Genomic DNA, 22,271 nt, shown 5'->3' on the forward strand with positions numbered 1-22,271 from the left:
CTGATTTTGCGTTTCTTTTTAGTATCTTCTTCGAGCAACCTGTAAAACTTCTTCATAAACAAGATGCCACCCCTTGTAATATCTCGAAACCTTTTCAGGTTTGATAAACGTTCGCCTACTTGATTCAAATTCTGCATCAAAAGGATGTAGTCGCGTGATGTCCATCCGGTAAAAAACTTGATAGCCTATTTTCGGATAAGGACTTTGTTCATTCCACAATGGATTTTCATTGTGATCGATTTCAATTGCTCCTAAAAGCCGGCACTCGCCTTCGACATACCCTTCCTCCATCGCTTCACGTCTAAAACAATCTTCAGCTGTTTCACCAACTTCAATATGGCCGCCCGGAAAATCCCATCCTCGGTCATTCAAATCGACCATCATTAACTTTTCATTATCAAAACAGAAGCCATGAACACTTGTGATGAGTTCCGTTTTCGGCAGCAGGCCTGGTTTCCACGTCAGCTTTAACTTATGGCCGCCCCAATCTACGTGAGTAGTTGTTATATGTATGCTACTATTTGAACGCCATTCATTCGCTTTTGCCACAAGTTCATGTACAAACTGTTCTTTACCACCCTGATATTGATGAGTGTTATGAGGGTATTGTTTAGCTAGTTCCCTTTTCAGGTCCCCATACTTTTTAGCCTCTTGTGGATGTGCTAGTAAATATTCTTTGAAACTCAGATGGGTTTGTATGGCTTCGTTTCCTGTTTGAAATATATGTACATGATGCGTTCTATTGTCTTTCCCCTTTGGAAAATACCTTCTACCTGGGATTCCGAATTCGCCCCTTGGATCGTACCCGATTGACTTCATTATGTCGTCATACAAATCCACAGTTTCAATGTTTTCTACAACGATTAACATATCGATGATCGGTTTCGCATAGCCGACTGGCGGAATCGATGTACTTCCGATGTGAAAAATGTCGATCAGTTCATCTTTAAATACTTCTTTTAGAACTTTTTCTTCCTTGTGATATAACTTTTCCCATTCAGTTGTCCATGGAAGAATGATTGTTTTCCTCACCAATTCCGCCCCCTTAGTTCTTTCACAATCTCCACCGGTCGGACATCTAAAGATTCTAGTTCATCCAACTCCATCCATAACGGCTCGTAGGTTCCTCGGTTTCTAGATTGACTTGTAAACTCTTCACCTTGCCCGCTCCCAAATTTCCCACCAACTATTTCAGCTAAAAAATAAACCTGTAGTCCGTTATACGTGATTGTTCCTAGATTTCGCTTCACTTTTATGATGACCCCTAGTTCTTCGAAAGTTTCTCTAATTGCAGCTTGTTCCGCTGTTTCTCCACTTTCAATTCCACCGCCTGGGAACACATAATACGTCTGTCCATCCCGTACTCTTTTAATCAATGCCACTTTGTTGTTTTCTATGATTATGGAAGAACCTCGATTCCTCACAAATCTTCACCTGGTTTTCTGCTATATTCCATCAACCAACAATCGCGGTACGCTCCTTCATGAAGCTCTCTTTTCGGAAGCAACATCACTTTTTCAAAGCCACATTTTTCATAGCAATAAATGGCGCGCTCATTCTGTATTCTCGGGTCCATCACAATCCTGTCAGCACCTTTTTCGCAGATTAAATACTTAGCAATGGAACTTACAAGCAACGTACCTATTCCTTTATTCCAATACGCAAACTCTCCAATAAACTGATCCATCCCGTAAATGACATCTTTTAAATCCGAATAACCATAAAGATCTTTTTCTTCTTCTAATATTTCATAAAACTGAACCTGACTGACCACGGGGCAAGCCCTGTGGGTTCTTTTTATTGCTGAGTTCATTCTGCTTCTCTCTATCGTACACGAAGTCGCACTCCGTAGAGGCGAGTATCGCTTTGGAACACATCGGGTATCCGATGCGGTTCATTTCTTACGTTCTGAACGGAGCACTAACAGAAGAGGAAACTCCCACGCACAAGTAGTCGGCAGACCACTTACCCTGCGTCTTCATCCTTTCGGACATGGAGGTTAGTCAGACCCCCATAATGCACAAATATTATTTAGTATTTGATGCCACTATTTAAGACAACCTGACGGTTGTTTTTTATCGTTTGAATGCATCGATCATGCAACCGATAAAAGTCTGTGAAGAAGAGTTGGCAGAGTTCGTTATTTACTCGTTGCCAATCCTTTGCTGAACAATAAAGCAGGAAAGCTGAATATAAGTCCCGTTGAATCCTTGTCCCGCAAGGCAAGGTGTGCCAGCGTTGTGACAATTGCTTTTTATTCGTTCCGTCAATTACGTGGTCATATTGTGAGGCTTTGAAAGACATTGTGTTGACTTCTCGGACGATTCCACCCGTCCTGGTGAATCTGTGTTTCAATTGGCTGATGAAGTAGCCAGGACTTCGTCTGGCAATGCTTTTTCCAAAGCGTTTACGACGGTTCCATTTTCCTGTCTTTTCATTTTTGGTAGCTTCTTTAGCCTTCTTTTGAAGCGACTTGATGTTCATTGTTTCAATGATGATTTCATCACCCAATGAACGAAGATGATTTACTTCCTCGTTATGGGCGTATTTTCGACTTTCGGCGGCCTTTCTGTGTAAATCCCTGAGTCTGCTCTTCAATTTTAAATATCGCTTTGAATACACCCATTCCCTCTTACCCTTCTTGATTCTTCCATCCTCATGGTAGTAGTCAGGGTTCATCGCACGCCTGGAACGTTGAAGTTTCCGTTGTAGGGCAACAATTTTACTTTCATATGCGAATGTGTTTGCGGAGCGTTCTGCAAGGTTTTTAAGCATCGCCTTGTTTTTCGATACAATCGCTACAGATTGAGTACCGATGTCTCCACCTAAACGACCTCTGCCGAGGCCGTGGCGGAACGTGCCATCCTCCTTTCGCTTAAGGACTGGATTACCTTCCAGCACAACTTGAAGGAAGTGGCGAATCTTGCCACGAATCATCCTCCTTATTATGCGATTGTTTCTGATACGGAAGGTCGATTGAATAGGGCGTCCACATATATGGCGTTCGACATTACCTTTGTCTACTTCATCGCCGTTTTCCATGTAGAAAACGATGTTCGAAAGCGTTTCTTCAATAAATAAATCGTTTGGCTTCACAATCAGCGGAAACGACATGCCTTGATGAGAGACGAAAAAAGAACCATCTTTTTTGTTCTTCTTTAACATTATGCAGCGCTCCGCTTGTTTGCCTTGGAAAGTCATGAACTTATCTTTTTTATAGAAGTACGGTTTTTTGGAACCACGATAAATGAGCCCTTCCACCGAATCCCATGCCATTTCGCAAGCTGACCAGACTGTGACGGAATCAGGGAGGGTGTATTTTGTATTTCTGAGCTTGGCACCATAATTTCGTGCGAAATCAAATGTGACATTATGTGCTTTTCTCAGTTCTTCAAACTGCTTTGAAATTATAGCCTTTTCACTTCGAAGTAAATCGACCTCTTCCTTCTCTGCTGATTTCATTTTATTTGTTACCGCTAGGTATCGTTTCATCATACGCTTGTGTGCCTTTGTCCGAATCATTTGATCGTAGTTCTTAATCAGTTGACCTAAAACCGTATTTCGGATTACACGAAGATGCTCCCCGATACGGGATAACTTGTGCTCTTGAAAGGGCAGAACAGAAATCTCAATTTCAATGGTATGAAAAGGGGTGTGTTTTTCACGAATGACATTAAGCTTCTTTTGAAATTCGTTTACTAATCGTTTTTTTCGTGACTTTATTTGTATATCCGTCATTCGATATCCCCTCCTCGAACCAAAGTTTTTAATATGATTTTTGTTCCTGTATGTATCGCTTCACTGTGTCTAAACTGACATTCCCTACTGTACTGACAAAGTATCCTTTACTCCAAAGAGAACTACTTCTTCCGTAAAACCTCTAAAGTTCAGGGTACTCCCTGAAAAGCAGGATTGTTTGAGATGCTTTTGTAAGTTCTTACTATCTACGTGAGGGCAATTGTAAGGCTTGACAGAAACAAAAACATGAATATGGTCGGGCATAATTTCAAGTTCGATTATTTTATATGTGTTACTTTTCTCAAATAATATACGACGAAGTCGTTCTTCAATTTCTCCGATTAAAACATGGAATCTGAATTTCGGACAACGGATGGTATAGTATTGGACGAGGTATTTGCAATGATTAAGCGTCTAAAAATCATTCAATTCACTCCACGTTTTACTTTTATTCGAAATAAATACATTTATATATTTAACTATATCAAACGCATGTTCCTTTCAAAAGCAAAAATAATCATTCAATTTAAATAACTAAAACAATTCCTTGAGCGAAGCCAATCGGCATTAAATTCAATTAGGCAACTCGTTATACCTTCTTCATCATCCAAAATCTCCGTTCGACTTTTGCCACATCAAATGGGTTGTCACGTCCCTCCTAATACTGAGAACTTCGGGATTTGAAAGCTATTTTGCTAATTGGGTTTTATCTCTATCTACTAATGCACGAATCCACAAGTTTTTATTTTCTCATAAAACTACCCCAACCTCCTCACAGATGACTTTCACAATTTCATTAACTGTTAATTCATCAGTAGATATGAACTTTTCAAAACACATATCTTCAAATGCTCCAAACATCTATCCGTTTGTTGAAAACATCTATTCCCTTCCTGTTCCCCTCGTTCCAATAGCCCTTTGATGAATCGTCTCTTTTTTGGCAGTTAAACAAAAATGAAAAGTTTGTTCATCCATCTCTTTGAATCCGCCAAAAATGTACTCAAAATAATTCTTATTATAAATTGTCATTGGAACAATTAAATTCTTCCGATATGTTCTTTGGAGCTGTTCTGCCCCAGTAACCGTTAGACTTCTCCACATTTCAAGGTCCTGAAAATTGCCCGTTTTCTCATTAAGTTTTTTGATATCATTCGGAATCACCTGTCGTAACATGAACCCAATTCCTTCCGGGTCAAACAACATGAAATTACCAAGATTCTCTAGTAATTTATTCGCGACTGTTGTCTTTCCAACACCGAAAGCACCGTTAATCATAATTATCACTGGAATTCCCCCAACATTTATGTTCCTTCATACATCAAAAACGGCTCATACATCATAATCGCATGGTTTTCCGTGATGAATTCATCATCGATTAGCTCGCCGCCCATATTGTATACCTCTCTATAAATCGCGTTATGCCTTACGTAGCCGCCCCATACTTCCAGCGAAAACCGATGATCTTTCTCATGCACATTATATGTCCTTGTTGACGGCATCGCTGCACGCCATTCTCCGACCAAATCACGATCAGTCAAATAAACGATAAGTTGGTAGGGTTCATTTGTTTCGTTCTTTATTTGCAAGTCAAGATAATTGTATGCACATGTCGCACCGCTGCCAAATGGCTGCTTTCGATTCGAATCCGGAAACACGTCATAGCTGTGGCGATACCTTTCCGTCACTGTGAGGGGGGTGTGGAGCGTTATCCAATAGATCAAGTTCGATAATTGACACAGACCACCGCCAATTCCTGTCGTCACCTTCCCGTAATGCAACACCATTCCTTCAACATACCCTTTACGTTTTGTCGGATTTCCGATCAAACGCCAATAAGAGAATGTTTCACCCGGTTGAATCACAAGCCCATTCAATCGCTTGGTAGCAATATTCAAGTTAGTAATCTTGTTGTGTTGCAGCGCCATATCGACTTCCTTCAACTTGCGAAGCAATGGTGTTCGATGTTGGATAATCACATGGTCCAGTTTTTCATCTGACAACTTCTTCGCGTACTTTCTTCCATCTGTGTACCATTCCGAATAACGCTTTAGTCGATAGGCTTTCTTTCCGAAATAAATTCTTAACTTACTTCTCTTTTTAGGTTTTAATGAAATCAAATCTAAGCCCCCCTTACTTTTCATAGTAATTCGATAACTAGGTGTCCGTTTCCTCTAATGAAATGTATTTCACTTGCTAATTAATGCGAGTTACCTTAGCAATCATGCCACTCACTGAAATAGCAACGACGGCTAGCCCGATATCTCATATACTTTGGTTACAAAGAACATTCAATTGGAGGCGTTACAATGACGATTGTTACAGTGAGTAACCTGCAGAAATCATACGGGACAAATGAAGTTTTGAAAGGGCTGGATTTTCAAGCACGTGAAGGAGAGGTAATTGGAGTTATCGGGAAAAATGGTGCTGGCAAATCAACATTTCTTGAAATTCTGATGACAATCAGAAACTATGACAAAGGGAACGTTACTGTATTTAATGAAGACATTAAATCACTTTCGACGAATCAACTCGAACATATCCGAAAACAAATTTCAGTCGTTCTACAGCCGACTCAGTTTTACAAAACACTAAAAGTCGGAGAACTACTAAAATTATTCAAAGCCTATTACAAATCACCAATAGATATTGAAAAAATCATCAATGATTTCAAATTGGAACCGCACAGAAAAAAGTATTTCGATAAACTTTCAGGAGGTTGGAAACAAATTGTCAGTTTAGCCATTGCCTTTTTATCGCAACCGAAGCTGCTAATTTTAGATGAACCGACGACTGGATTGGATCCGCATATGCGCAATATTCTATGGTCCTACATCACCGATTACAACAAAAGAACAGGCGGGACGGTCATTTTAACAACACATAATATGGACGAAATCGAATTGTACTGCGACAAAGTCATGCTTATCAATAATGGGGTTAACGAAGTGTTTGATTCGACGGAAAGTATTTTGGCACTTGGTTATAAATCGATCAATGAGTTTTATCTTACGAAAGTAACTATTTGAGGGGGAATTTAGATGTTAGCGACACAGTTAAAATATGACTTACTTATGTTTTCCAGAGAATTGTTTTACTTGGTTTTCACGATTATCGTACCACCAGCTACTTATATTTTCATGGGGCAATTATTTGGAGATCAGACTTACGCAGGTAACCTTAGTTATGCAGAAACGTATACGCCATCATTCATCCTACTGATCACATTCGGCGTCATTTTTTTCGCTTTCGGATTCGACCAAGTGATGAATCGAACAACCGGCGTTGAAAAGCGCATCAGTCTTTCACCTGTACCGCAAAATATGCTATTACTCTCGGGCATTTTAAAGTCTATCATTATTACAAGCATCGGTTTTCTCCTAATTTTCATCATCGGGTTACTAGTTTACAATTTATCATTCGAGCCATTACGTTTTCTTGGCGCCTACGGTTTCTTCATTATACTGAACGCCGTTTTGCTCACGATTTCTTCGGCCATTTATTCTTTATTCAAAAGTATGAATGCTGCACTTGTCTTTTCAATCGTCATTTTTCAAATCGTTATCTTTACCGGTGGCTTTGCAATGCCGATCAGCATGATGCCAAAGTTCGTTCAAATTATTGCCAATCTGAACCCGCTCTACCATATGAATAATTTATTCATCGCAATTTGGAATGAACAACTAATATTCAATAACAGTACGTTCACTTCCATAGGCTACATTGCTGGTTTGGTAATTGTATCTTTGATCATCATCCGAATTGCGAATAAAAGACGCATTTGACAGATTACTTGAAGACAATTGTTGTCTAAACAGATAAACTAATGTCAAGAGGGGTGTCTGAAATGAAAGTATCTTTGATGATTGATAGTGACTATGAAGAAACTAAAGTGACGATTGAAACTCCTGAACTTGATAATTCTGTGCAGGAAATTCTTGATTTTATAAAAGGCAAAGAAACAGAATTCCTTGTCGGCAAAGATGGAGAGATGCAGCATATCATGAAGCCTGACGACATCCATTATTTTCACAGCGAAAAAGATGGTGTTGTCGCCGTTACGGCTGATGGATCTTTTAAATTAAAAGAGAAGTTATATGAACTGGAGGAAATTCTTCCTTCAACGAAATTCATCAGGCTATCGAAATCGGTAATCGCTAACCTTCACGAATTAAGCCGTTTTGAAGCATCGTTTAACGGTACACTTTGTGTGTATTTCAAGTCGGGTGCGAAAGAATATGTGTCGCGAACATACGTCAACGCCATTAAAGAAGCACTGAAAATGAACAGGAGGAAAAACTTATGAAAACCTTTTTGTTTAGAAGTATGATTGGGATATTTTTCGGTGCATTTCTTGCTGTTGTTGTGACGAATTCAGTCGTCTACTTTGGTAATCAAGATGTGCTAGATGGACAAATTTTCATGAAAAACTCTTTAGGATCTATATTTTGCGGATGGTTTTTTACAGTGAGTCCACTTTATTTTGAGAACACTAAACTGCGACTTTCACAACAAACCGCACTCCATTTTGCGACAGTTGTTATGTTGTACTTCATACTTGCGTTTGGGATTGGTTGGGTTCCGTTTACCTTGAAAAGTTTTCTAGTTGCGTTATCAACATTCATTGTCTTCTACTTAATTTTCTGGACTGCCTTCTATCTGTATTTCAGAAAACAAGCACAGAAATTGAATGCCGAACTAAATGGTCTTTGAATAGCAAAAATCCGCACAAGTTATTTAACCGTGCGGATTTTCGGTGCGAATTAACCAATATTCCCTATCAGGCGGATTGCCATATAAACCGCGACTCCCCAAACGACCAGAGCTGATACTTTATTTAATAAAGCCATTAGTTTCCCACTCTGATCCAACTTGCCAAAATAGCGCCCCGCCATCGCAAGCCCTAAAAACCATAACCAGGATACAATAATTGTTGTAAGCGCAAATGCAATTCTGACATCTCCCGAATAGCTTAATGAATTCGTACCGATGACGCCGATAGTGTCTAGGATGGCATGAGGATTTAATAGGGAAACAGACGCTGCGAAGATAATTTGTCTTTTCATAGAAAAAGTTTGTCCATCAGCCTCAGTCGAGGAAACAGTCGTCCGCCATAAAACAATTCCCATATAAAGAAGGAAAACGATACCGACGCTAAAAATAATATTTTCAAGCCACCCAAAAGTCAACACAAGTAATGACACCCCCGAAACCGCTGCGACAATGAGTATCGTATCACAAATTCCAGCTGTCATGACCACGGGTAGTGCTCTAGAAAACTTGGGTTGAAGTGCGCCTTGATTGAAAACGAAAACATTTTGTACGCCTAATGGAATGATAAGTCCAAATGCTAGAATGATTCCATGCAAAATAGCTTCAATCACTGTATTCTCCCCCGCACTCTTTATCTATGTATAAAAAAGTCACACCAGGGATAGTCCCAGTGCGACATTTGTATTTACTTCGTTTTCTGTAGGATGACGACTTTCAGATAATTGAATTCTGGGAAATCACGACTTGTACGGAAATCTCTAGGTAGTGAAGATTCCTCAAGAATTTTGTATATCGAATCCGCATCGTTAAATGCTTTTTCAATAAACGTTTTGAATCGTTTCATTCCAAATGATGCGTTATTCGTTGATGCGACGATAATTCCATTTTTTTCAGTAACCGCAATAGCATCCATTAGAAGTTCCGGATAGTTTCTTGCTGTACTGAACGTATATTTCTTGGATCGTGCAAAGCTCGGTGGATCAAGAATAACAAGATCAAATTTCAATTCATGCCGCTTTGCATAACGGAAATAATCAAAAACATCCATTACACGGATTTCCTGCTGCTCATAGTCAAAGCCGTTGACGCTTAACTGTTCGATAGTTTTTGCTTCACTACGGCTTGCCAAATCGATGTTTGTTGTTTTTTGAGCTCCACCGTGAAGGGCCGCGACTGAAAACGCACCTGTATACGAAAAAGTGTTTAGTACATTTTTTCCTTCAGAATAGTTTTCACGGATTGATTGACGAACGTCTCGTTGATCAAGGAAAATGCCAGTCATTGCACCATCATTTAAATCAATCGCAAAATTCATGCCGTTTTCTTTTACGATGATTGGGAAATCACCTTGTTCCCCGCGCACGAAATCGTCTTGTTCGATGTATTGACCTTTTGTGTCAAAGCGCTTCTTTTCGTAAATACCTTTATAATCCACAATCTTTTCAAGGACACCATACACATGATGCTTAAGTTTGTAAATTCCTTCGCTATACCAACTTATCATGAAAAATCCATCGAAATAATCTATGGTCAGTCCACCGATTCCGTCGCCCTCACCATTAAATACGCGAAATGCTGTTGTTATAGGGTCATTGAAATATGACTCACGTCGTTCAAGGGCTTTCCTAATTTTCCCTTCAAAAAAGTCAAAGTCAATTTGTTCGTTTTCATCCCTTGAAAGTACCCAGCCAATCCCCTTATTCTGTTCGCCGTAATAGCCTTTTGCAACAAATCTCCAGTTACGATCCACTAATCGAATAATGCTACCTTCTTCTTTTAGCACTTCTGGATTCAAAGCCGCTTCCTTAAGAATTAACGGGTAGCCTTTTTTTATGTCTGCGATACTTTTTGCATTTAATTGTAAGTCAATTGTTTTTGTCATGTTTTCATCCATTCCGTCTTTTTTCTTATTATCGCATGTTTGGGCTAAAATTGCGAAAATGAAAAAGAGCCCCATACTTTGGAAGCTCTCCTAATTATGAGAGTATACGAACCGCCAAGTGTCGCCACATGCCCGTGCGCTGTGGGACTGGCACCCGTTCCTCGATTTCCCTAACATTCCGTATATATGATTGCAAGTCACCTTCGTAAACAGGTTTCAAACATTTTAATTGTGTAAAATGATGAGGCTGTACTAGGTTTGGCTTAATTGTAAACATTTTCATTCCACTTTCATTCACAATCGTCGCAACAAATTGTGAACAAAAGAATGCATGTTTTCGTTGCAAATCTTTATTTACTGCAACCGCGAATAAACCAATAAAATTATACCTATATAGTTCCTTGGTCTGTTCAATTTGACGGATTTTATCTCGCATTTTCACATATTCTTCAGCAGTTACTTCACAACTGAAAATAGCACAACCCGCATGCTCAAAGATTCCTTCAACGACATTTTCCTTAACAAAACCGCCTACAAATGGATTATGACGTTGTTTTCTTCCAAAACTATACATCTCAGTCAACTGTTCATCAAATGCGATTGATGCATGATTTAAATCTTTTCGCGTATACATGCCAATCGCCTTAGACAATAGTGTTCCTGTATCCGTAAGCACAATGTATATTGTCCTTTTACCCATGGCAATCCCCCCTACTTCCCCGTTCGTGGGAAGCATTGGTTGCCTCCCTATTGGTTAATGTCTAACTTTATTATGTCCCATCCCGACCAAGTAATAAACCGGCTTAGGTGGGGATTTGTCTACGACCCGAGACCTATTTTTTCTTCAGATAATCTGAAAATAGTTTTTGGGGTTTTCTTTCTATTATAACCATTATACGTTGGCAAATGGAGGAAAGTTTCAAGTTTTCATCTATTTCGAACGGCGAATGAATCTATAACGCAAAACTTGTACTCGAAACGCTATGAATACTGAAATAGCGTACTTTATTAATTCCACCCTATATCCTTAAATCCCTTCATAAAAAATATTTTTTCATTCCCCTCCTCTATCCATCCTTCGATTAAGAGCTCTCCTAACAATTAAAGCAACTCCCATGCCTACAGAAATAATTGCAATTAACAACCCCATAATCCGGTCACTTAGCTGTCCATTTTCAATGAAAGGAAACTCTTCACTAAAAATAAACGGGACAGTTGAAAAGAATCCCATTGTCGCGGCTAATCCCAATACCACTGCAACAAGTACCGGATAATCATTCTTACTAAAATAAGCATTTTTAACAATCGACATAACCGCAAAATACATGCTCGGAATCCAAACTAGTATGAATGATTCCAGGAATGGGGATGCCCAAATTCCATAACCTGCTTTGACATAGCCATTTACCCCTATCAATATTAAAACCAAAATAAATGACTGAAATGCAATTTTATGTCTAGTCGCGAGTTGAAATTCATCATATCGAGCGTTTTTCATGTTTCATTCCTCCCAAAAAAGATCATTTAGTGTTAGATCAAGCGCTTTGCAAATTGCGACGCAAAGATTTAACGAAGGGTTGTAATCTCCATTTTCAATCGCATTCATCGTCTGGCGGGTAACCCCAACGGCATCCGCTAATTTGGCCTGTGACAAATCTTTTGCTGCACGTGCCGCCTTCAGTCGTAGATTTTTCTTCATCGCAATTCCTCCTATTAATTGCATCATAGTAAACCTAAAGGTGAGTGTCAACTTTACCCGACATTAAGGTTCATATATCTGACATGAAACATAAAAAATAGAAGCACAGATAACATTCATCCGTACTCCTTGATATCATGCTAACGCCAACCACTAATCCGATCCGCCTTTTCAACAAAAGCCGACGATAAGGCTGTCAATCGTGCGGACAGAAGTTCTTTTCGTCCTTCAAATGTTCGCGTGTATACAAGTTCTGCTTTGCCGACTCGCTTTCTCCATTCTTTCTGCAAAAATTCGGCATGCTCTTTTTTTCGACCTAATTCTTGCGGTACCGCATGGATGTCTTTTCTTTTAAACACTTTTCCAGCTTGTCGAATCAGTAGATATCTTGGGTTTTCGATCGGGTCTATGAATTCTTTCATCGCTTTCATAAACACGTTTTTATCGTGAGTTGTTCCTTCCGTGAGCCAACATGTATAAGCGCCAAAACCCTCGGTTGTTACATGAATCATTCCTTTTTGAAAAGGAGTACGAACTAGTTTTGCATTATGTAACGAAACATATAGCGCCTCACCAATTTCTTTCATACTTGATTCGACAGATGGATGTCTAAAATAAAGCTTCCCCACTTTAATGACTGATGGCATTCCAAACAAAATACCAAGAATGATTCCGTAAAATAAACCGGTACCCATAGATACCTCTTTGAACCTCCATAAAACCTTTGCAGCATCGACAATTGCGCCGGCTGTCGAAAATCCAGCAAACCATAGCATTCCTCTTAAAGAGTGCTGGAGGAAAAATGGTCTTGGCCATGATTTTCTATCCGCCACAATTTCTTCTGTCATTTCACTTCCATTGAAAATCGCGCGTTCCCATCTTACAAATAATCTATCGCGATTGGATGATCTCGTAAATGTTTTCTCATTCAATTTTATAATTTTTTCGGGCGTAAAAGGGGGTTGATCCAATCTTAAGCGAGTGATTCCAGTTTCAATGACATCTTTTTCAACACCTACTCCAACAAGTGAACGAAAACGCCGCTCGAGTAAGTCGTAATCATAGCCCATATGTTCTATATCCCGGTTTACACAAACAAGATGCCAGATAGATGATGTTTTTTCCGGATTATTACGATCTACACGAATCGCTCGTCCGCGCATTTGATTTGATTGCATAAATGAACCGACATAAGAGGCCATGATTAGCGAATTGACACACGGTGCGTCCCATCCTTCGCCGAGCAGTGCTGCCGTTCCGATAAGCACATCAATTTCGCCTTTTGTAAATACTTCCGTCAAAATCGAAACAACTTTTTGGCGATTTCCAGCGTTCAATTCTGTGCGAATGAAAGCAGGATCATGCGCCAGTTCTTTCCACTTTATCTGACAATCCTCGCGAATCGCGATTTCTTCAACAAGTTTTTGTGCATGCTTCGGAATAATGACAAGTGAACCCGTTAATACAGCTGCATTAACTTGTGTCCCTATGCTTCGTCGAATGGCCTCGAAAATTGGCACGACACCAATGCGCGTGAGTGGCAACTCATCCCCTTTGCGATTCGGCAGGTCGGGCAATCGAATATAATCAGTCAAAATAACCATGCGCAAATTTTCTTGCAGTAATGTCTTCTCGTATTCTACAATTTCCCGTATGCTGTTTAATTTCGAAACACTCTGCGTCAGTTTTCGGTTCATTTCACTAGTGGATTGTAAACGAACTTTTTTGCGCTCAATCGCACCTATTCGAGTTAGCTGTCTCTTAATGTGTTTTCGGAATTCCTTGTCATTTGTAATCATCCTATCAGTGAATAAAACACCTGTTAACAGCTCTTCCAACCATTCGAATGAAAATGCAGGCATATCCTTTTCAGACACGCCAATTATCGGCAATGCTTCCAAGTATTTGTCGCTTCCGACATGATTTAAAAAGATCAATATGCTTGAAAAGTAAGCAGGTTGATCTAAAATTTCTCCGACATATTCCATTGGATCCTTCAACCACGGATGGCTTTCAAGCAAGTTCTTGCTTCGTTCATCATGAATAAAGGATTCGATAAAATCATGCGCTTCGTCTCTAAAGCGAAGAATCATTTTCAGTTCCTCATCTTCAGGCGCAGAAAAATGAACATAATCCTGGTGCGGACATAATTCTTTCGCTTTAACTAGTTCAGGCACGCTAATTTCTATATCTATGGTTCCGCATAATTGAATATAGCGCTGCCATTCCGATGCTGAAACGTCGAATGGCGGTGTTGCGGTTAAGGATACTACATAGCTATTTTGAAGTTCGTTCCGAAGTTGCATCATCGAATGCCACCAAGCAGTCCTTAAATGGTGGGCTTCATCTAAAATAAGCGTGCCAAAACCGAGCGCTTTTATTTTTTGTTGGATTTGATCACTATCACTCAAGACGATTGGTTCCTCTTCTTGTAATTCAATGTCATCGACTTGCTCATCATCGCCAGCATCAAGAAAGTCGTTCTCTTTATAGATACTATGTAAAGATTGGTAGGTTGTGATCGTGATAAATTTCGGGTTTTTAATATCCATAGAAATCCAATCCGGTTGTTCGTCCTTTAAGAAAAGCTCCGTAAATCGATCTTTCCATTGTTGTTTTATCGCCAATGTAGGCGCTACGATTAATGTTGCTTGATTAATCCGCAACATGACCTCAAGCCCAAGCACCGTTTTCCCAGATCCGGGCGGTGCGACAAGATGAAGCTTTTTATTTTTTAAATGAGAATCTAGTTCATTTAATACTCTGCTTTGATAGGACCGCCATTCATAGCAAAACTGAATCCCTTCCGGAAATGTTTTCATTCGACAATCCCCCCTTAATTTCCGCTTCTTAATTCATATACGTTTCAATTACATCTAAGTTTCATATTCGCTGGATATTACAAAAGGCATCCACTCGATAGCAGATGCCTCCCTAAAAATTATTCTTTAAACAAACTCTTCGAATAAAGCAATCCAACAACCCCAACAATCGTAAATAAGATTGCCCGTATCAGTATCGAAACAGCGCCCAAGTCGATGATGAATAACTTCAGCACGCATAATACGATTAACCCTGCGCCGATGAATTTAACATATTTCCAACCGAGTTTCCTTCCGAGACTGATTGACGCAAATGCGAATGCGAACAATAGGAATGTGTGCGCGAGCAGGATGTATTCTGTATCCCACTCATACGTTTGCGTAAATGTCAGGAACCATTTATTCAAAAAGATGAAGTAAACGATTTGCATAATGATCGCCAGAATCGGCAGTTTTACTTTGAATTCCTCTAGTTTGATCATGAACTTATTTTTCATAATCGCTATAAATATGACGCTGAGTCCGATTAAATAAAGTACCTCAACAGATAAATTGAACATATATATTTCAAATTCAATATAGGTTGCCAACCGGACCCCCATTGTGATTAATCCCAAAAACAGGTATAAAATTACGGCTGAATACGCAAGGTACTTCCCTCTAGCCCATTTCGAAAACTGAAGCATGCTGCCGATTGCAACAATCATGACAAGTAAATGGATGTGCTCATTTGTCGCAAAGCCGATTTTAAAGTCGGATAAAGCGACCCTGGTTAGCTTCAACAGATAAACAAGCAAAATAATCTGGCCGACAATTAAACTTTGATCGATCTTCTTGATATCGACTTTTAAATTCTTAGGCAGGAATTGATATGCCGTATAGTAGATAAATGCAAGTGTTAGCATTAACACGAACCAAGACAAGTTCTCCAACGACATAAAATCATATATCCCTGTCGCAAGAAAAACTGCGGAACCTGCTAAAATGTAAATAAACGAGCTTGTGGCAATCGTTCTTTTTGTTTTATAGCGAAAGCCCACCCATAAACCGACTGCTCCGTTGATAAGCAACAAGATGACCCTCATTACGCCAGTTTCTATATTAAATGCCAAGATAAATGCACTTACCGCAAGTACTCCTACCGCTGAAAATACGCCTAGCAGTAAATCGTCTTTTTTCGCAAATGAAAATGCAGCGAGTGCGACATAAAGTGCTGCGAAAAGACCATATACAAGGATTTCCGGATTATGCTCCAGCACTTTAATCCAACCCAGGGCGAATACGAAATTCGAATAAATAAGCGCTTCGGTAAACACATGCCGCTCGATTTTCCCTTTCAAATAAAATACTAGCAGCAATACATGTTGAATTAATACAGTGCCTACAATGATCGGTTCGTCTCCAATTTCTCCACTTAATACACCATATGTCACTAATGTTAGGTGGAATAACAGAAACGAAATATAAAAGGATATTTTGTGTTTTTGTCTAAGCGAAACGTAAAACAGAGACAAGAACAAAATTAGGATGTATGCGCAAAACTGTATGGATGTCGCGCTTTCACCTTCGAGCAAGAACGGGAGCAAAAATCCTGCGATTGCTGAAAAGATGGTTAACGTTTCCGATTTTGTTTTCTTTGACAACCATAATCCCATCACAATATAAGCGACGCCTATGATAAATGCCACTATAAAACTAAAATAGCCGTACAGATGATGGGCTGCAAATGTCGTGAGAATCCCGAGCGCGATAAAACCGCCGAGCAAGGTTAACCCGAATACTTTGTTCTTTTTCGCGTAGTACTTCATTCCAAAGAAATACAGAATTCCCGTCCCCAGGTAACCCATGACGATTCTGACAGGATTTGTGATGAAGCCGTTGTCCATGCCGACTTTCAGCCCCCAAAGGACGCCTAACAGTAAAATGAACATGAACACACGCGGTAGCCATTGACTTAAAGCTTTTTCGAAATCAAATTCAGGTTTCTTTTTTACCGGCTTCGTAAAGACTGCCTTTTCTTGTTTTCCAGGAGTTGATAATGGTCTAAAAGGTCTTTCAACCTCTGCGACTTGTACGGGTTTACCCAGTAACTGTGCTTGTTGTTCTTTCAACAGCTTCATTTCTTTTTCTAAATACTCGAGTCTTTTTAGAATTTCTTGTTGATCCTCAGCCATTTTCCCCCTCCTCCACCTAACCTATTTTATGAAAACAAAAAAGATGCTACGCTACTTATTTAAAAGTAGCGTAGCATTCTTTATTTTCCAACTATTACCTACTAGTTTACCAAACCTTCAGATAGACTTGCAACATTATTCTACGGGTATATCTGTTTCGATTTTGTCTCTTTTGTTATGCTTCGCTTTAATAAAGAACAACACCGCAAGAATGGCTGTTAGAACAATCCCGATGATATAGGAGACGTTCAAGTCTAAGTTGAATCCGATTTTTTGATTTAGAATATAGACAAATACCATATAAGTGATGAACAGCGCTGGTACTAGCGAAATAATATAATTCTTCCCTTTAATGAATAGATACATCGTCGCGATCCACAATGCGATTGCCGCAGTTGCTTGATTTGCCCATGAGAAATATCTCCATAATAAATTGAAGTCGATTTGTGTCAACATTGCTGATACGATGAATAATGGAACCGCGATTAGCAAACGTTTGACCATTTTGCTTTGATCGATTTTCAAATAATCGGCAATGATTGAACGTGCCGCACGGAATGCCGTGTCTCCAGATGTAATCGGAAGGACAATCGCGCCTAATACCGCAATCGTTCCACCAACGGCACCGAGTAATGTCATTGAAACTTCATTGACCACTGAAGAAGGTGTCCCTGTTTTGATGAATTCGCTTAACGTCTGTCCATCAAGCAAGCTCATCGCAGCTGCCGCCCAAATCATAGCGATGACAGCTTCGGCAATCATCATTCCATAAAATACATAACGGCCTTGTGATTCTTTTTGAACTGTTCTTGAAATAATCGGTGACTGCGTTGCATGGAAACCCGATAGTGCGCCACAAGTAATTGTGAAGAAAAGAATCGGGAAAATCGGCAAGTTATCAGGATGCATATTTTCTAAACTTAGTTCCGGAATTTTATAATCCGAGAATAGCAATGCAACCCCGACACCAATTGTACCAAGTAATAAAACAGCTCCAAAATACGGGTATAGTCTACCAATGATTTTATCAATTGGAAGAATCGTTGATAGGAAATAGTATACAAATATAACAGCGATAATTACCCATAGAGCAACTTTGCCATTCACTAAGATGCTTAAAAGAGATGCCGGTGTTGTAACAAACACGGTTCCAACCAATAAAAGCAGTAATAACGCGAAAATATTTACGATATGTCTTGAAAATGCGCCGAGGAACTTTCCTGCTAATTCAGGAATATGCGCGCCCCGATTTCGTATTGAAATCATACCTGTTAAATAATCATGTGTAGCCCCTGCAAAAATCGCCCCTAAAACTATCCATAAAAATGCCACAGGACCAAATAGCGCACCCATAATCGGGCCGAAAATCGGACCTGTTCCCGCTATATTTAAAAGCTGGATCAAAGCGTTTTTATGTTTGTTCATCGGAACGTAGTCTACACCGTCAGCATTTGCATAAGCTGGTGTTTTTCTCGATTCGATTGGATTAAAAACTCTTTCAACGAATTTACCATAAATAAAATAGGCCGCAATTAACACAACAATCGACACTAGAAAAGTTATCATTTATCAAACACACTCCCATTCCCTTGATTTGAATACGCTTTCATTCTATATAAAAAGAATTTATACTGAAAACATCCACAGCGAATTAATCGCTTCCTATAGTTTAATGGATGTTTTCAGATAAAGGCGTAATCCGTCGTAACATGTCGAAAATGGGGGCTAATGTGTAGTTCTGATGAATTAACACGTAGTTCATTTCATAGTTCCAGGCGTTGTCGTAAATCTTTCACATAGTTTCGGCTAACAGAAAGTTTCTCTTCTCGCCCTTCAAGTTCAAGTTGAAAAGCGCCATTAAACCACGGAGTTAAACGACTCACATAATTTAAATTAACGATAAAGCCTTTATGAATCCGGAAAAAAGAAAAAGGTGCTAAACGGCTTTCTAATTCTTTCAATGATAATTTCACGTCGAATTCTCGCGATCCTGTGACGATTTTCGACACTTTTTCTTCGCGGTACATATAAATGATGTCAGTTACTAAAACATAGTCAATTTCTCCGTCGGTCTCTACAGCCAGTTTTCCGATTTTACTTGGTGTTTCTATCGCCTCGGGAGGAGTTAATTGCTTTTCGATTCTGCCAATCGTTTGCTTTAACTGTTCGATGTCATAAGGTTTTAATAAGTAATCAACGGCATTAATCCGAAATGCTTCTGCAGCAAATTGTGGATATGCGGTTGCAAAAATGATGAGTGGAACTTTTTTGATTCCCATTAATGATTTGGCTACTTCCATTCCATTCATTTTAGGCATTTCCACATCTAAGAAAACGACGTCCGGTTGCAGATGAAGTGCTTGTAAAATGGCGGCTTCACCATTTTCCGCCTCGCCTACAACTTGAATGTCGGGGAATTTACTTAGTAAATAGGTTAGTTCTTCTCGTGCGTATCTTTCGTCATCGACGATCAGTGTCCGAATTGTCGGCATCAACGATTCACCTCCAATTTTGGAATGCGAAATGAAATCGTTGTTCCTTTCCCGATTTCGCTTTCGATTTTCAATGCTGCTTGTTCGCCAAACGTCATGATCAACCGACGATTGACATTGTATAACCCTACGCCTGTACCAGTTTCGGATTCCATTTGTTCATTTCCCAATTGCTGAATTCGTTCGGGATCTATTCCCTTTCCATTGTCCGCTACTTTGATTTCAATTTCATTGGCGAGGTCCCCGACAGTCACTTTTATGATACTGCCCTTCTCCATGTCGTTTATGCCGTGATGGATGGCGTTTTCGACGATGGGTTGCAATGTGAACGGCGGAATCATTTGTGTGGATAGATTGTTAGCTAACTCGTACTGGATCGTTAATTTATCCACAAATCGCGCTTCTATAATCTCCAAATATGATCTTACATGCGAAAGCTCCTGTTCCAAAGAAACTTTGGTGGCCGTCGTCCCTGTGACATTTTGACGTAAAAAGTAAGAAAGAGATGTCAGCAGTTTTCGTGCCTGATCAGGATTCGTGCGAATCAAAGACACGATGATGTTCATCGAGTTAAATAAGAAATGTGGGCTAATTTGTGCTTGCAACGCATTGATTTCAGCTTCTTTGGCCAGTTGATAAGCATGATCTGTTTCCGCAATTTCTAGCTGATTGCTAAGTAATGAGCTAAGCCCTGAGATTAACTCAATATTGATGTCAGTTATCGACTTTTTGGATGGATAATATAGTTTCAACGTTCCAATTGTTTCCCCGCGACGAATTAATGGCGCGATTACGGCTGCGCCCAAGGGACATTTTTTATTTTCACAATGAATCGTTCCTTCATTAACTACGCTTAACTTTCCACTTTGAATAACTTCTTTCGTTTCCACTGTTTGAATCGGACTGTTTTCTTTATGGTGATCGTCGGCAATCCCGACATGGGCAACGATATGCGTTTTATCGGTTAAGGCGACTGCACTCGGCTGGAGTTCGCGGTATAAAATATTGCAGACAGCCGCGGCAGTCGCGTTGTTCATCCCTTTTCGTAGGTACCCAAGTGTTTGATTGGCAATTCGAAGTGTTTTTTGTGCTTGGAGTGCAGTCACTTTTTCCTGGTCGCTAATGACATTATGAACAATTAACAGGAACAGTGCCGCCCCGATGCCATTTGCGAGAATCATCGGGATGCCAATTACTTCGACCAATGTGAATGCTTTTTCGAACGGTTTTGAGATGAGAAGTATGAGGCCCATTTGCGCAGCTTCAGCAAGCGCACCGATTCCGAAGGCGACTAGCGGTTTCACGTTTTTCCCTTTCCGGTAAAAAAAGCTGGCCACAATACCGGCTATAATGGTTGAAATACCGCACGCAATCCCCGTAAAACCGCCTAAAGTCATTCGATGGAGGCCGGCAATCAACCCTGCCCCGATTCCTAGGCGATATCCCCCTAAAAGACCCGCTACGACAACGCCAATAACACGCGAATTCGCTAGCGCTTCATCCTTTGCTAATTCTGCCGTAACGCTATTAAAATTCAATGTATCTGTATTAAATGCGACACCTAAATAAGTGCCCGCAATGCCAAATAGTCCGAAGAATAAAATCGCTGTAAGCTCTTGTTTATTATCCAATTTATCATGTTGAACCAAGTTCTTGAAGAAGCGCAATCTGGTGAGTATAAATGCGACCGCTATAATTGTTCCGACCCTTTCCAACATGATGATCAGTAAATCGACCAAATTTACGCCTCCTCCTTTGTTATATTGTTTATTATCCATTATTTATTGTTGTTTGGAAACTTTAATTCATTTAAAAAACCAGCCCGTGTTACCTTGGCTGGTTGCTGAAGTTTATTTGCTCACGCTAAATTTAGGTGAGGAATTAAATGAATGAAATTAGTTGGTCTCCGCAAAAGCCTTCATGGCATCGCGCATAAATTCAGCGAGCCCATCGCCAAACTGGTCGATGTTTTTTGTGAATCGCTCGTCGGCGACATACATTTCACCGAGTCCCGCGAAAGCTTCTAGCGAATAGGTTCCAAAATTATTGTTCAACATATCGAACCAATCTTTAATAGCCGCTTGCGCTTTTTCGGACTTTGGATCCGTATGGCGCATTTCCGCTAAGTTAAAGTAAATACGGTTCATTTCCTCTTGAACTTCCGGACCAAACTGCGCGACTTTCTTCTTCGACTCGTCAACTGCTTTATCGCCCCATCGGTCCCTGGCCTCTTGTTCGTATGGGTTCGTGCTAAAATCAAATCCTTGAAATTTTTCTTCGTTCGTCATCCTTAACTCTCCCTTCTCATGGCGAATCGATTTCTCAATCGTATCGATCATTTCATCCAGTTGCTGTCGTTTAGCAATGAGCATTTTTCGTTGCATGTCGAAAGCTTCTCGGCGATCAAACGATGGACTTGAAAGCAATTCTTTTATTTTTTTCAAAGAGAAGCCGAGTTCGCGAAAGAACAATATTTGTTGTAATGTTGCCAGATTACCTTCGGAATAAATCCGGTAACCTGCTTCCGTCAAATCATCCGGCACGAGTAAGCCGATGTCATCGTAGTGGTGAAGCGTGCGTACACTGACACCGGTCATCTGCGATACTTCTTTCACTTTCATCGCGATTCGCCTCCCTTCATCACTAACGATAAACTATGACGTAACGTGAGAGTCAAGGATTAGTTCTATTTTT

21 protein-coding genes and 2 pseudogenes are annotated in these 22,271 nt (G+C 39.9%); 4 read left to right on the forward strand and 19 right to left on the reverse strand.

Translation table 11 applies throughout. The features are described 5' to 3' along the window. Positions 1 to 18: 18 nt before the first annotated feature. The 8 genes and pseudogenes from JSQ81_RS20220 to JSQ81_RS10460 form a co-directional block, all read right to left on the reverse strand. Positions 19 to 1,032 (reverse strand): GrpB family protein, encoded by a 1,014-nt coding sequence (locus JSQ81_RS20220; RefSeq protein ID WP_371812342.1) that lies wholly within the window; start codon positions 1,030 to 1,032, stop codon positions 19 to 21. After that, entirely contained in the window at positions 1,029 to 1,424 is a 396-nt protein-coding gene (locus JSQ81_RS10430) for an NUDIX hydrolase (protein ID WP_212604037.1), read from the reverse strand. Before JSQ81_RS10430 ends, JSQ81_RS20220 begins: the two co-directional genes overlap by 4 nt. Beyond that, complete coding sequence (locus tag JSQ81_RS10435; protein ID WP_371812344.1) at positions 1,421 to 1,774, reverse strand: GNAT family N-acetyltransferase; 354 nt, start codon at positions 1,772 to 1,774, stop codon at positions 1,421 to 1,423. Before JSQ81_RS10435 ends, JSQ81_RS10430 begins: the two co-directional genes overlap by 4 nt. A 257-nt stretch (positions 1,775 to 2,031) precedes the next feature. Beyond that, positions 2,032 to 3,738, reverse strand: a complete 1,707-nt coding sequence (locus tag JSQ81_RS10440; RefSeq protein ID WP_212604039.1) for a hypothetical protein — start codon at positions 3,736 to 3,738, stop codon at positions 2,032 to 2,034. Between the two features lie 28 nt (positions 3,739 to 3,766). Beyond that, positions 3,767 to 3,850 (reverse strand): annotated as a pseudogene (locus tag JSQ81_RS20225) (transposase); the annotation flags it as partial. Next, a pseudogene (locus tag JSQ81_RS20230) lies at positions 3,823 to 4,125 on the reverse strand (transposase); the annotation flags it as partial. The pseudogenes JSQ81_RS20230 and JSQ81_RS20225, both read right to left, overlap by 28 nt. Positions 4,126 to 4,620: 495 nt before the next feature. After that, a complete protein-coding gene (locus JSQ81_RS10455) occupies positions 4,621 to 5,013 on the reverse strand; it encodes an AAA family ATPase (protein WP_249336722.1) in 393 nt (130 codons plus the stop codon). A gap of 26 nt (positions 5,014 to 5,039) precedes the next feature. After that, positions 5,040 to 5,879, reverse strand: coding sequence for a VanW family protein (locus tag JSQ81_RS10460; RefSeq protein WP_212604040.1), 840 nt, complete (start codon positions 5,877 to 5,879; stop codon positions 5,040 to 5,042). A gap of 165 nt (positions 5,880 to 6,044) precedes the next feature. Between JSQ81_RS10460 and JSQ81_RS10465 the strand changes: the two genes are divergently transcribed. The 4 genes from JSQ81_RS10465 (at position 6,045) to JSQ81_RS10480 (ending at position 8,448) form a co-directional block, all read left to right on the forward strand. Next, the gene (locus tag JSQ81_RS10465) at positions 6,045 to 6,764 is read left to right on the forward strand and encodes an ABC transporter ATP-binding protein (protein WP_212604041.1); all 720 of its coding nucleotides are present in this window, start codon (positions 6,045 to 6,047) and stop codon (positions 6,762 to 6,764) included. 12 nt (positions 6,765 to 6,776) lie between these two features. Next, on the forward strand, positions 6,777 to 7,520 hold the full coding sequence (locus tag JSQ81_RS10470; RefSeq protein WP_212604042.1) for an ABC transporter permease: 744 nt from the start codon (positions 6,777 to 6,779) through the stop codon (positions 7,518 to 7,520). A 62-nt stretch (positions 7,521 to 7,582) separates the two neighbouring features. Beyond that, entirely contained in the window at positions 7,583 to 8,041 is a 459-nt protein-coding gene (locus JSQ81_RS10475; RefSeq protein ID WP_212604043.1) for a LytTR family DNA-binding domain-containing protein, read from the forward strand. Further along, the gene (locus JSQ81_RS10480) at positions 8,038 to 8,448 is read left to right on the forward strand and encodes a DUF3021 domain-containing protein (protein WP_212604044.1); all 411 of its coding nucleotides are present in this window, start codon (positions 8,038 to 8,040) and stop codon (positions 8,446 to 8,448) included. Before JSQ81_RS10475 ends, JSQ81_RS10480 begins: the two co-directional genes overlap by 4 nt. A 50-nt stretch (positions 8,449 to 8,498) precedes the next feature. On the opposite strand, the gene JSQ81_RS10485 is transcribed toward JSQ81_RS10480, so the two are convergent. The 11 genes from JSQ81_RS10485 to JSQ81_RS10535 form a co-directional block, all read right to left on the reverse strand. Continuing rightward, a complete protein-coding gene (locus JSQ81_RS10485) occupies positions 8,499 to 9,119 on the reverse strand; it encodes a LysE/ArgO family amino acid transporter (RefSeq protein ID WP_212604045.1) in 621 nt (206 codons plus the stop codon). 74 nt (positions 9,120 to 9,193) lie between these two features. Further along, positions 9,194 to 10,390 carry a class I SAM-dependent rRNA methyltransferase gene (locus JSQ81_RS10490; RefSeq protein ID WP_212607628.1) on the reverse strand — a complete coding sequence of 399 codons (1,197 nt, stop codon included), beginning with the start codon at positions 10,388 to 10,390 and terminating at the stop codon, positions 9,194 to 9,196. 94 nt (positions 10,391 to 10,484) lie between these two features. Then, positions 10,485 to 11,090, reverse strand: a complete 606-nt coding sequence (locus JSQ81_RS10495) for a hypothetical protein (protein ID WP_212604046.1) — start codon at positions 11,088 to 11,090, stop codon at positions 10,485 to 10,487. 354 nt (positions 11,091 to 11,444) lie between these two features. Beyond that, a complete protein-coding gene (locus tag JSQ81_RS10500) occupies positions 11,445 to 11,888 on the reverse strand; it encodes a hypothetical protein (protein ID WP_212604047.1) in 444 nt (147 codons plus the stop codon). 3 nt (positions 11,889 to 11,891) lie between these two features. Further along, the gene (locus tag JSQ81_RS10505) at positions 11,892 to 12,089 is read right to left on the reverse strand and encodes a helix-turn-helix transcriptional regulator (protein ID WP_212604048.1); all 198 of its coding nucleotides are present in this window, start codon (positions 12,087 to 12,089) and stop codon (positions 11,892 to 11,894) included. A 140-nt stretch (positions 12,090 to 12,229) separates the two neighbouring features. After that, positions 12,230 to 14,911, reverse strand: coding sequence for a DEAD/DEAH box helicase family protein (locus tag JSQ81_RS10510; RefSeq protein WP_212604049.1), 2,682 nt, complete (start codon positions 14,909 to 14,911; stop codon positions 12,230 to 12,232). A 119-nt stretch (positions 14,912 to 15,030) separates the two neighbouring features. Continuing rightward, the gene (locus tag JSQ81_RS10515) at positions 15,031 to 17,085 is read right to left on the reverse strand and encodes a DUF2339 domain-containing protein (protein WP_212604050.1); all 2,055 of its coding nucleotides are present in this window, start codon (positions 17,083 to 17,085) and stop codon (positions 15,031 to 15,033) included. A gap of 135 nt (positions 17,086 to 17,220) precedes the next feature. After that, positions 17,221 to 18,651, reverse strand: coding sequence for a carbon starvation CstA family protein (locus JSQ81_RS10520; protein WP_212604051.1), 1,431 nt, complete (start codon positions 18,649 to 18,651; stop codon positions 17,221 to 17,223). Between the two features lie 197 nt (positions 18,652 to 18,848). Beyond that, positions 18,849 to 19,580 (reverse strand): LytR/AlgR family response regulator transcription factor, encoded by a 732-nt coding sequence (locus JSQ81_RS10525; protein WP_212604052.1) that lies wholly within the window; start codon positions 19,578 to 19,580, stop codon positions 18,849 to 18,851. Continuing rightward, on the reverse strand, positions 19,577 to 21,316 hold the full coding sequence (locus JSQ81_RS10530) for a sensor histidine kinase (protein ID WP_212604053.1): 1,740 nt from the start codon (positions 21,314 to 21,316) through the stop codon (positions 19,577 to 19,579). Before JSQ81_RS10530 ends, JSQ81_RS10525 begins: the two co-directional genes overlap by 4 nt. Positions 21,317 to 21,472: 156 nt before the next feature. Continuing rightward, positions 21,473 to 22,204: a MerR family transcriptional regulator gene (locus JSQ81_RS10535; protein WP_212607629.1), complete on the reverse strand. Its 732-nt coding sequence runs from the start codon at positions 22,202 to 22,204 to the stop codon at positions 21,473 to 21,475. Between the last annotated feature and the right edge of the window lie 67 nt (positions 22,205 to 22,271).

The organism is Sporosarcina sp. Marseille-Q4063 (assembly GCF_018309085.1).
In the GTDB taxonomy this organism is placed as follows: domain Bacteria; phylum Bacillota; class Bacilli; order Bacillales_A; family Planococcaceae; genus Sporosarcina.

Excerpts from the sequence above, each read along its gene's own strand:
- JSQ81_RS10460 (WP_212604040.1), bottom strand. The coding sequence starts at position 5,879 with ATGAAAAGTAAGGGGGGCTTAGATTTGATTTCATTAAAACCTAAAAAG.
- JSQ81_RS10465 (WP_212604041.1), top strand. The coding sequence starts at position 6,045 with ATGACGATTGTTACAGTGAGTAACCTGCAGAAATCATACGGGACAAAT.
- JSQ81_RS10515 (WP_212604050.1), bottom strand. The coding sequence starts at position 17,085 with ATGGCTGAGGATCAACAAGAAATTCTAAAAAGACTCGAGTATTTAGAA.
- JSQ81_RS10520 (WP_212604051.1), bottom strand. The coding sequence starts at position 18,651 with ATGATAACTTTTCTAGTGTCGATTGTTGTGTTAATTGCGGCCTATTTT.
- JSQ81_RS10490 (WP_212607628.1), bottom strand. The coding sequence starts at position 10,390 with ATGACAAAAACAATTGACTTACAATTAAATGCAAAAAGTATCGCAGAC.
- JSQ81_RS10455 (WP_249336722.1), bottom strand. The coding sequence starts at position 5,013 with ATGATTAACGGTGCTTTCGGTGTTGGAAAGACAACAGTCGCGAATAAA.
- JSQ81_RS10440 (WP_212604039.1), bottom strand. The coding sequence starts at position 3,738 with ATGACGGATATACAAATAAAGTCACGAAAAAAACGATTAGTAAACGAA.
- JSQ81_RS10495 (WP_212604046.1), bottom strand. The coding sequence starts at position 11,090 with ATGGGTAAAAGGACAATATACATTGTGCTTACGGATACAGGAACACTA.
- JSQ81_RS10510 (WP_212604049.1), bottom strand. The coding sequence starts at position 14,911 with ATGAAAACATTTCCGGAAGGGATTCAGTTTTGCTATGAATGGCGGTCC.
- JSQ81_RS10480 (WP_212604044.1), top strand. The coding sequence starts at position 8,038 with ATGAAAACCTTTTTGTTTAGAAGTATGATTGGGATATTTTTCGGTGCA.
- JSQ81_RS10475 (WP_212604043.1), top strand. The coding sequence starts at position 7,583 with ATGAAAGTATCTTTGATGATTGATAGTGACTATGAAGAAACTAAAGTG.
- JSQ81_RS10500 (WP_212604047.1), bottom strand. The coding sequence starts at position 11,888 with ATGAAAAACGCTCGATATGATGAATTTCAACTCGCGACTAGACATAAA.
- JSQ81_RS10470 (WP_212604042.1), top strand. The coding sequence starts at position 6,777 with ATGTTAGCGACACAGTTAAAATATGACTTACTTATGTTTTCCAGAGAA.
- JSQ81_RS10505 (WP_212604048.1), bottom strand. The coding sequence starts at position 12,089 with ATGAAGAAAAATCTACGACTGAAGGCGGCACGTGCAGCAAAAGATTTG.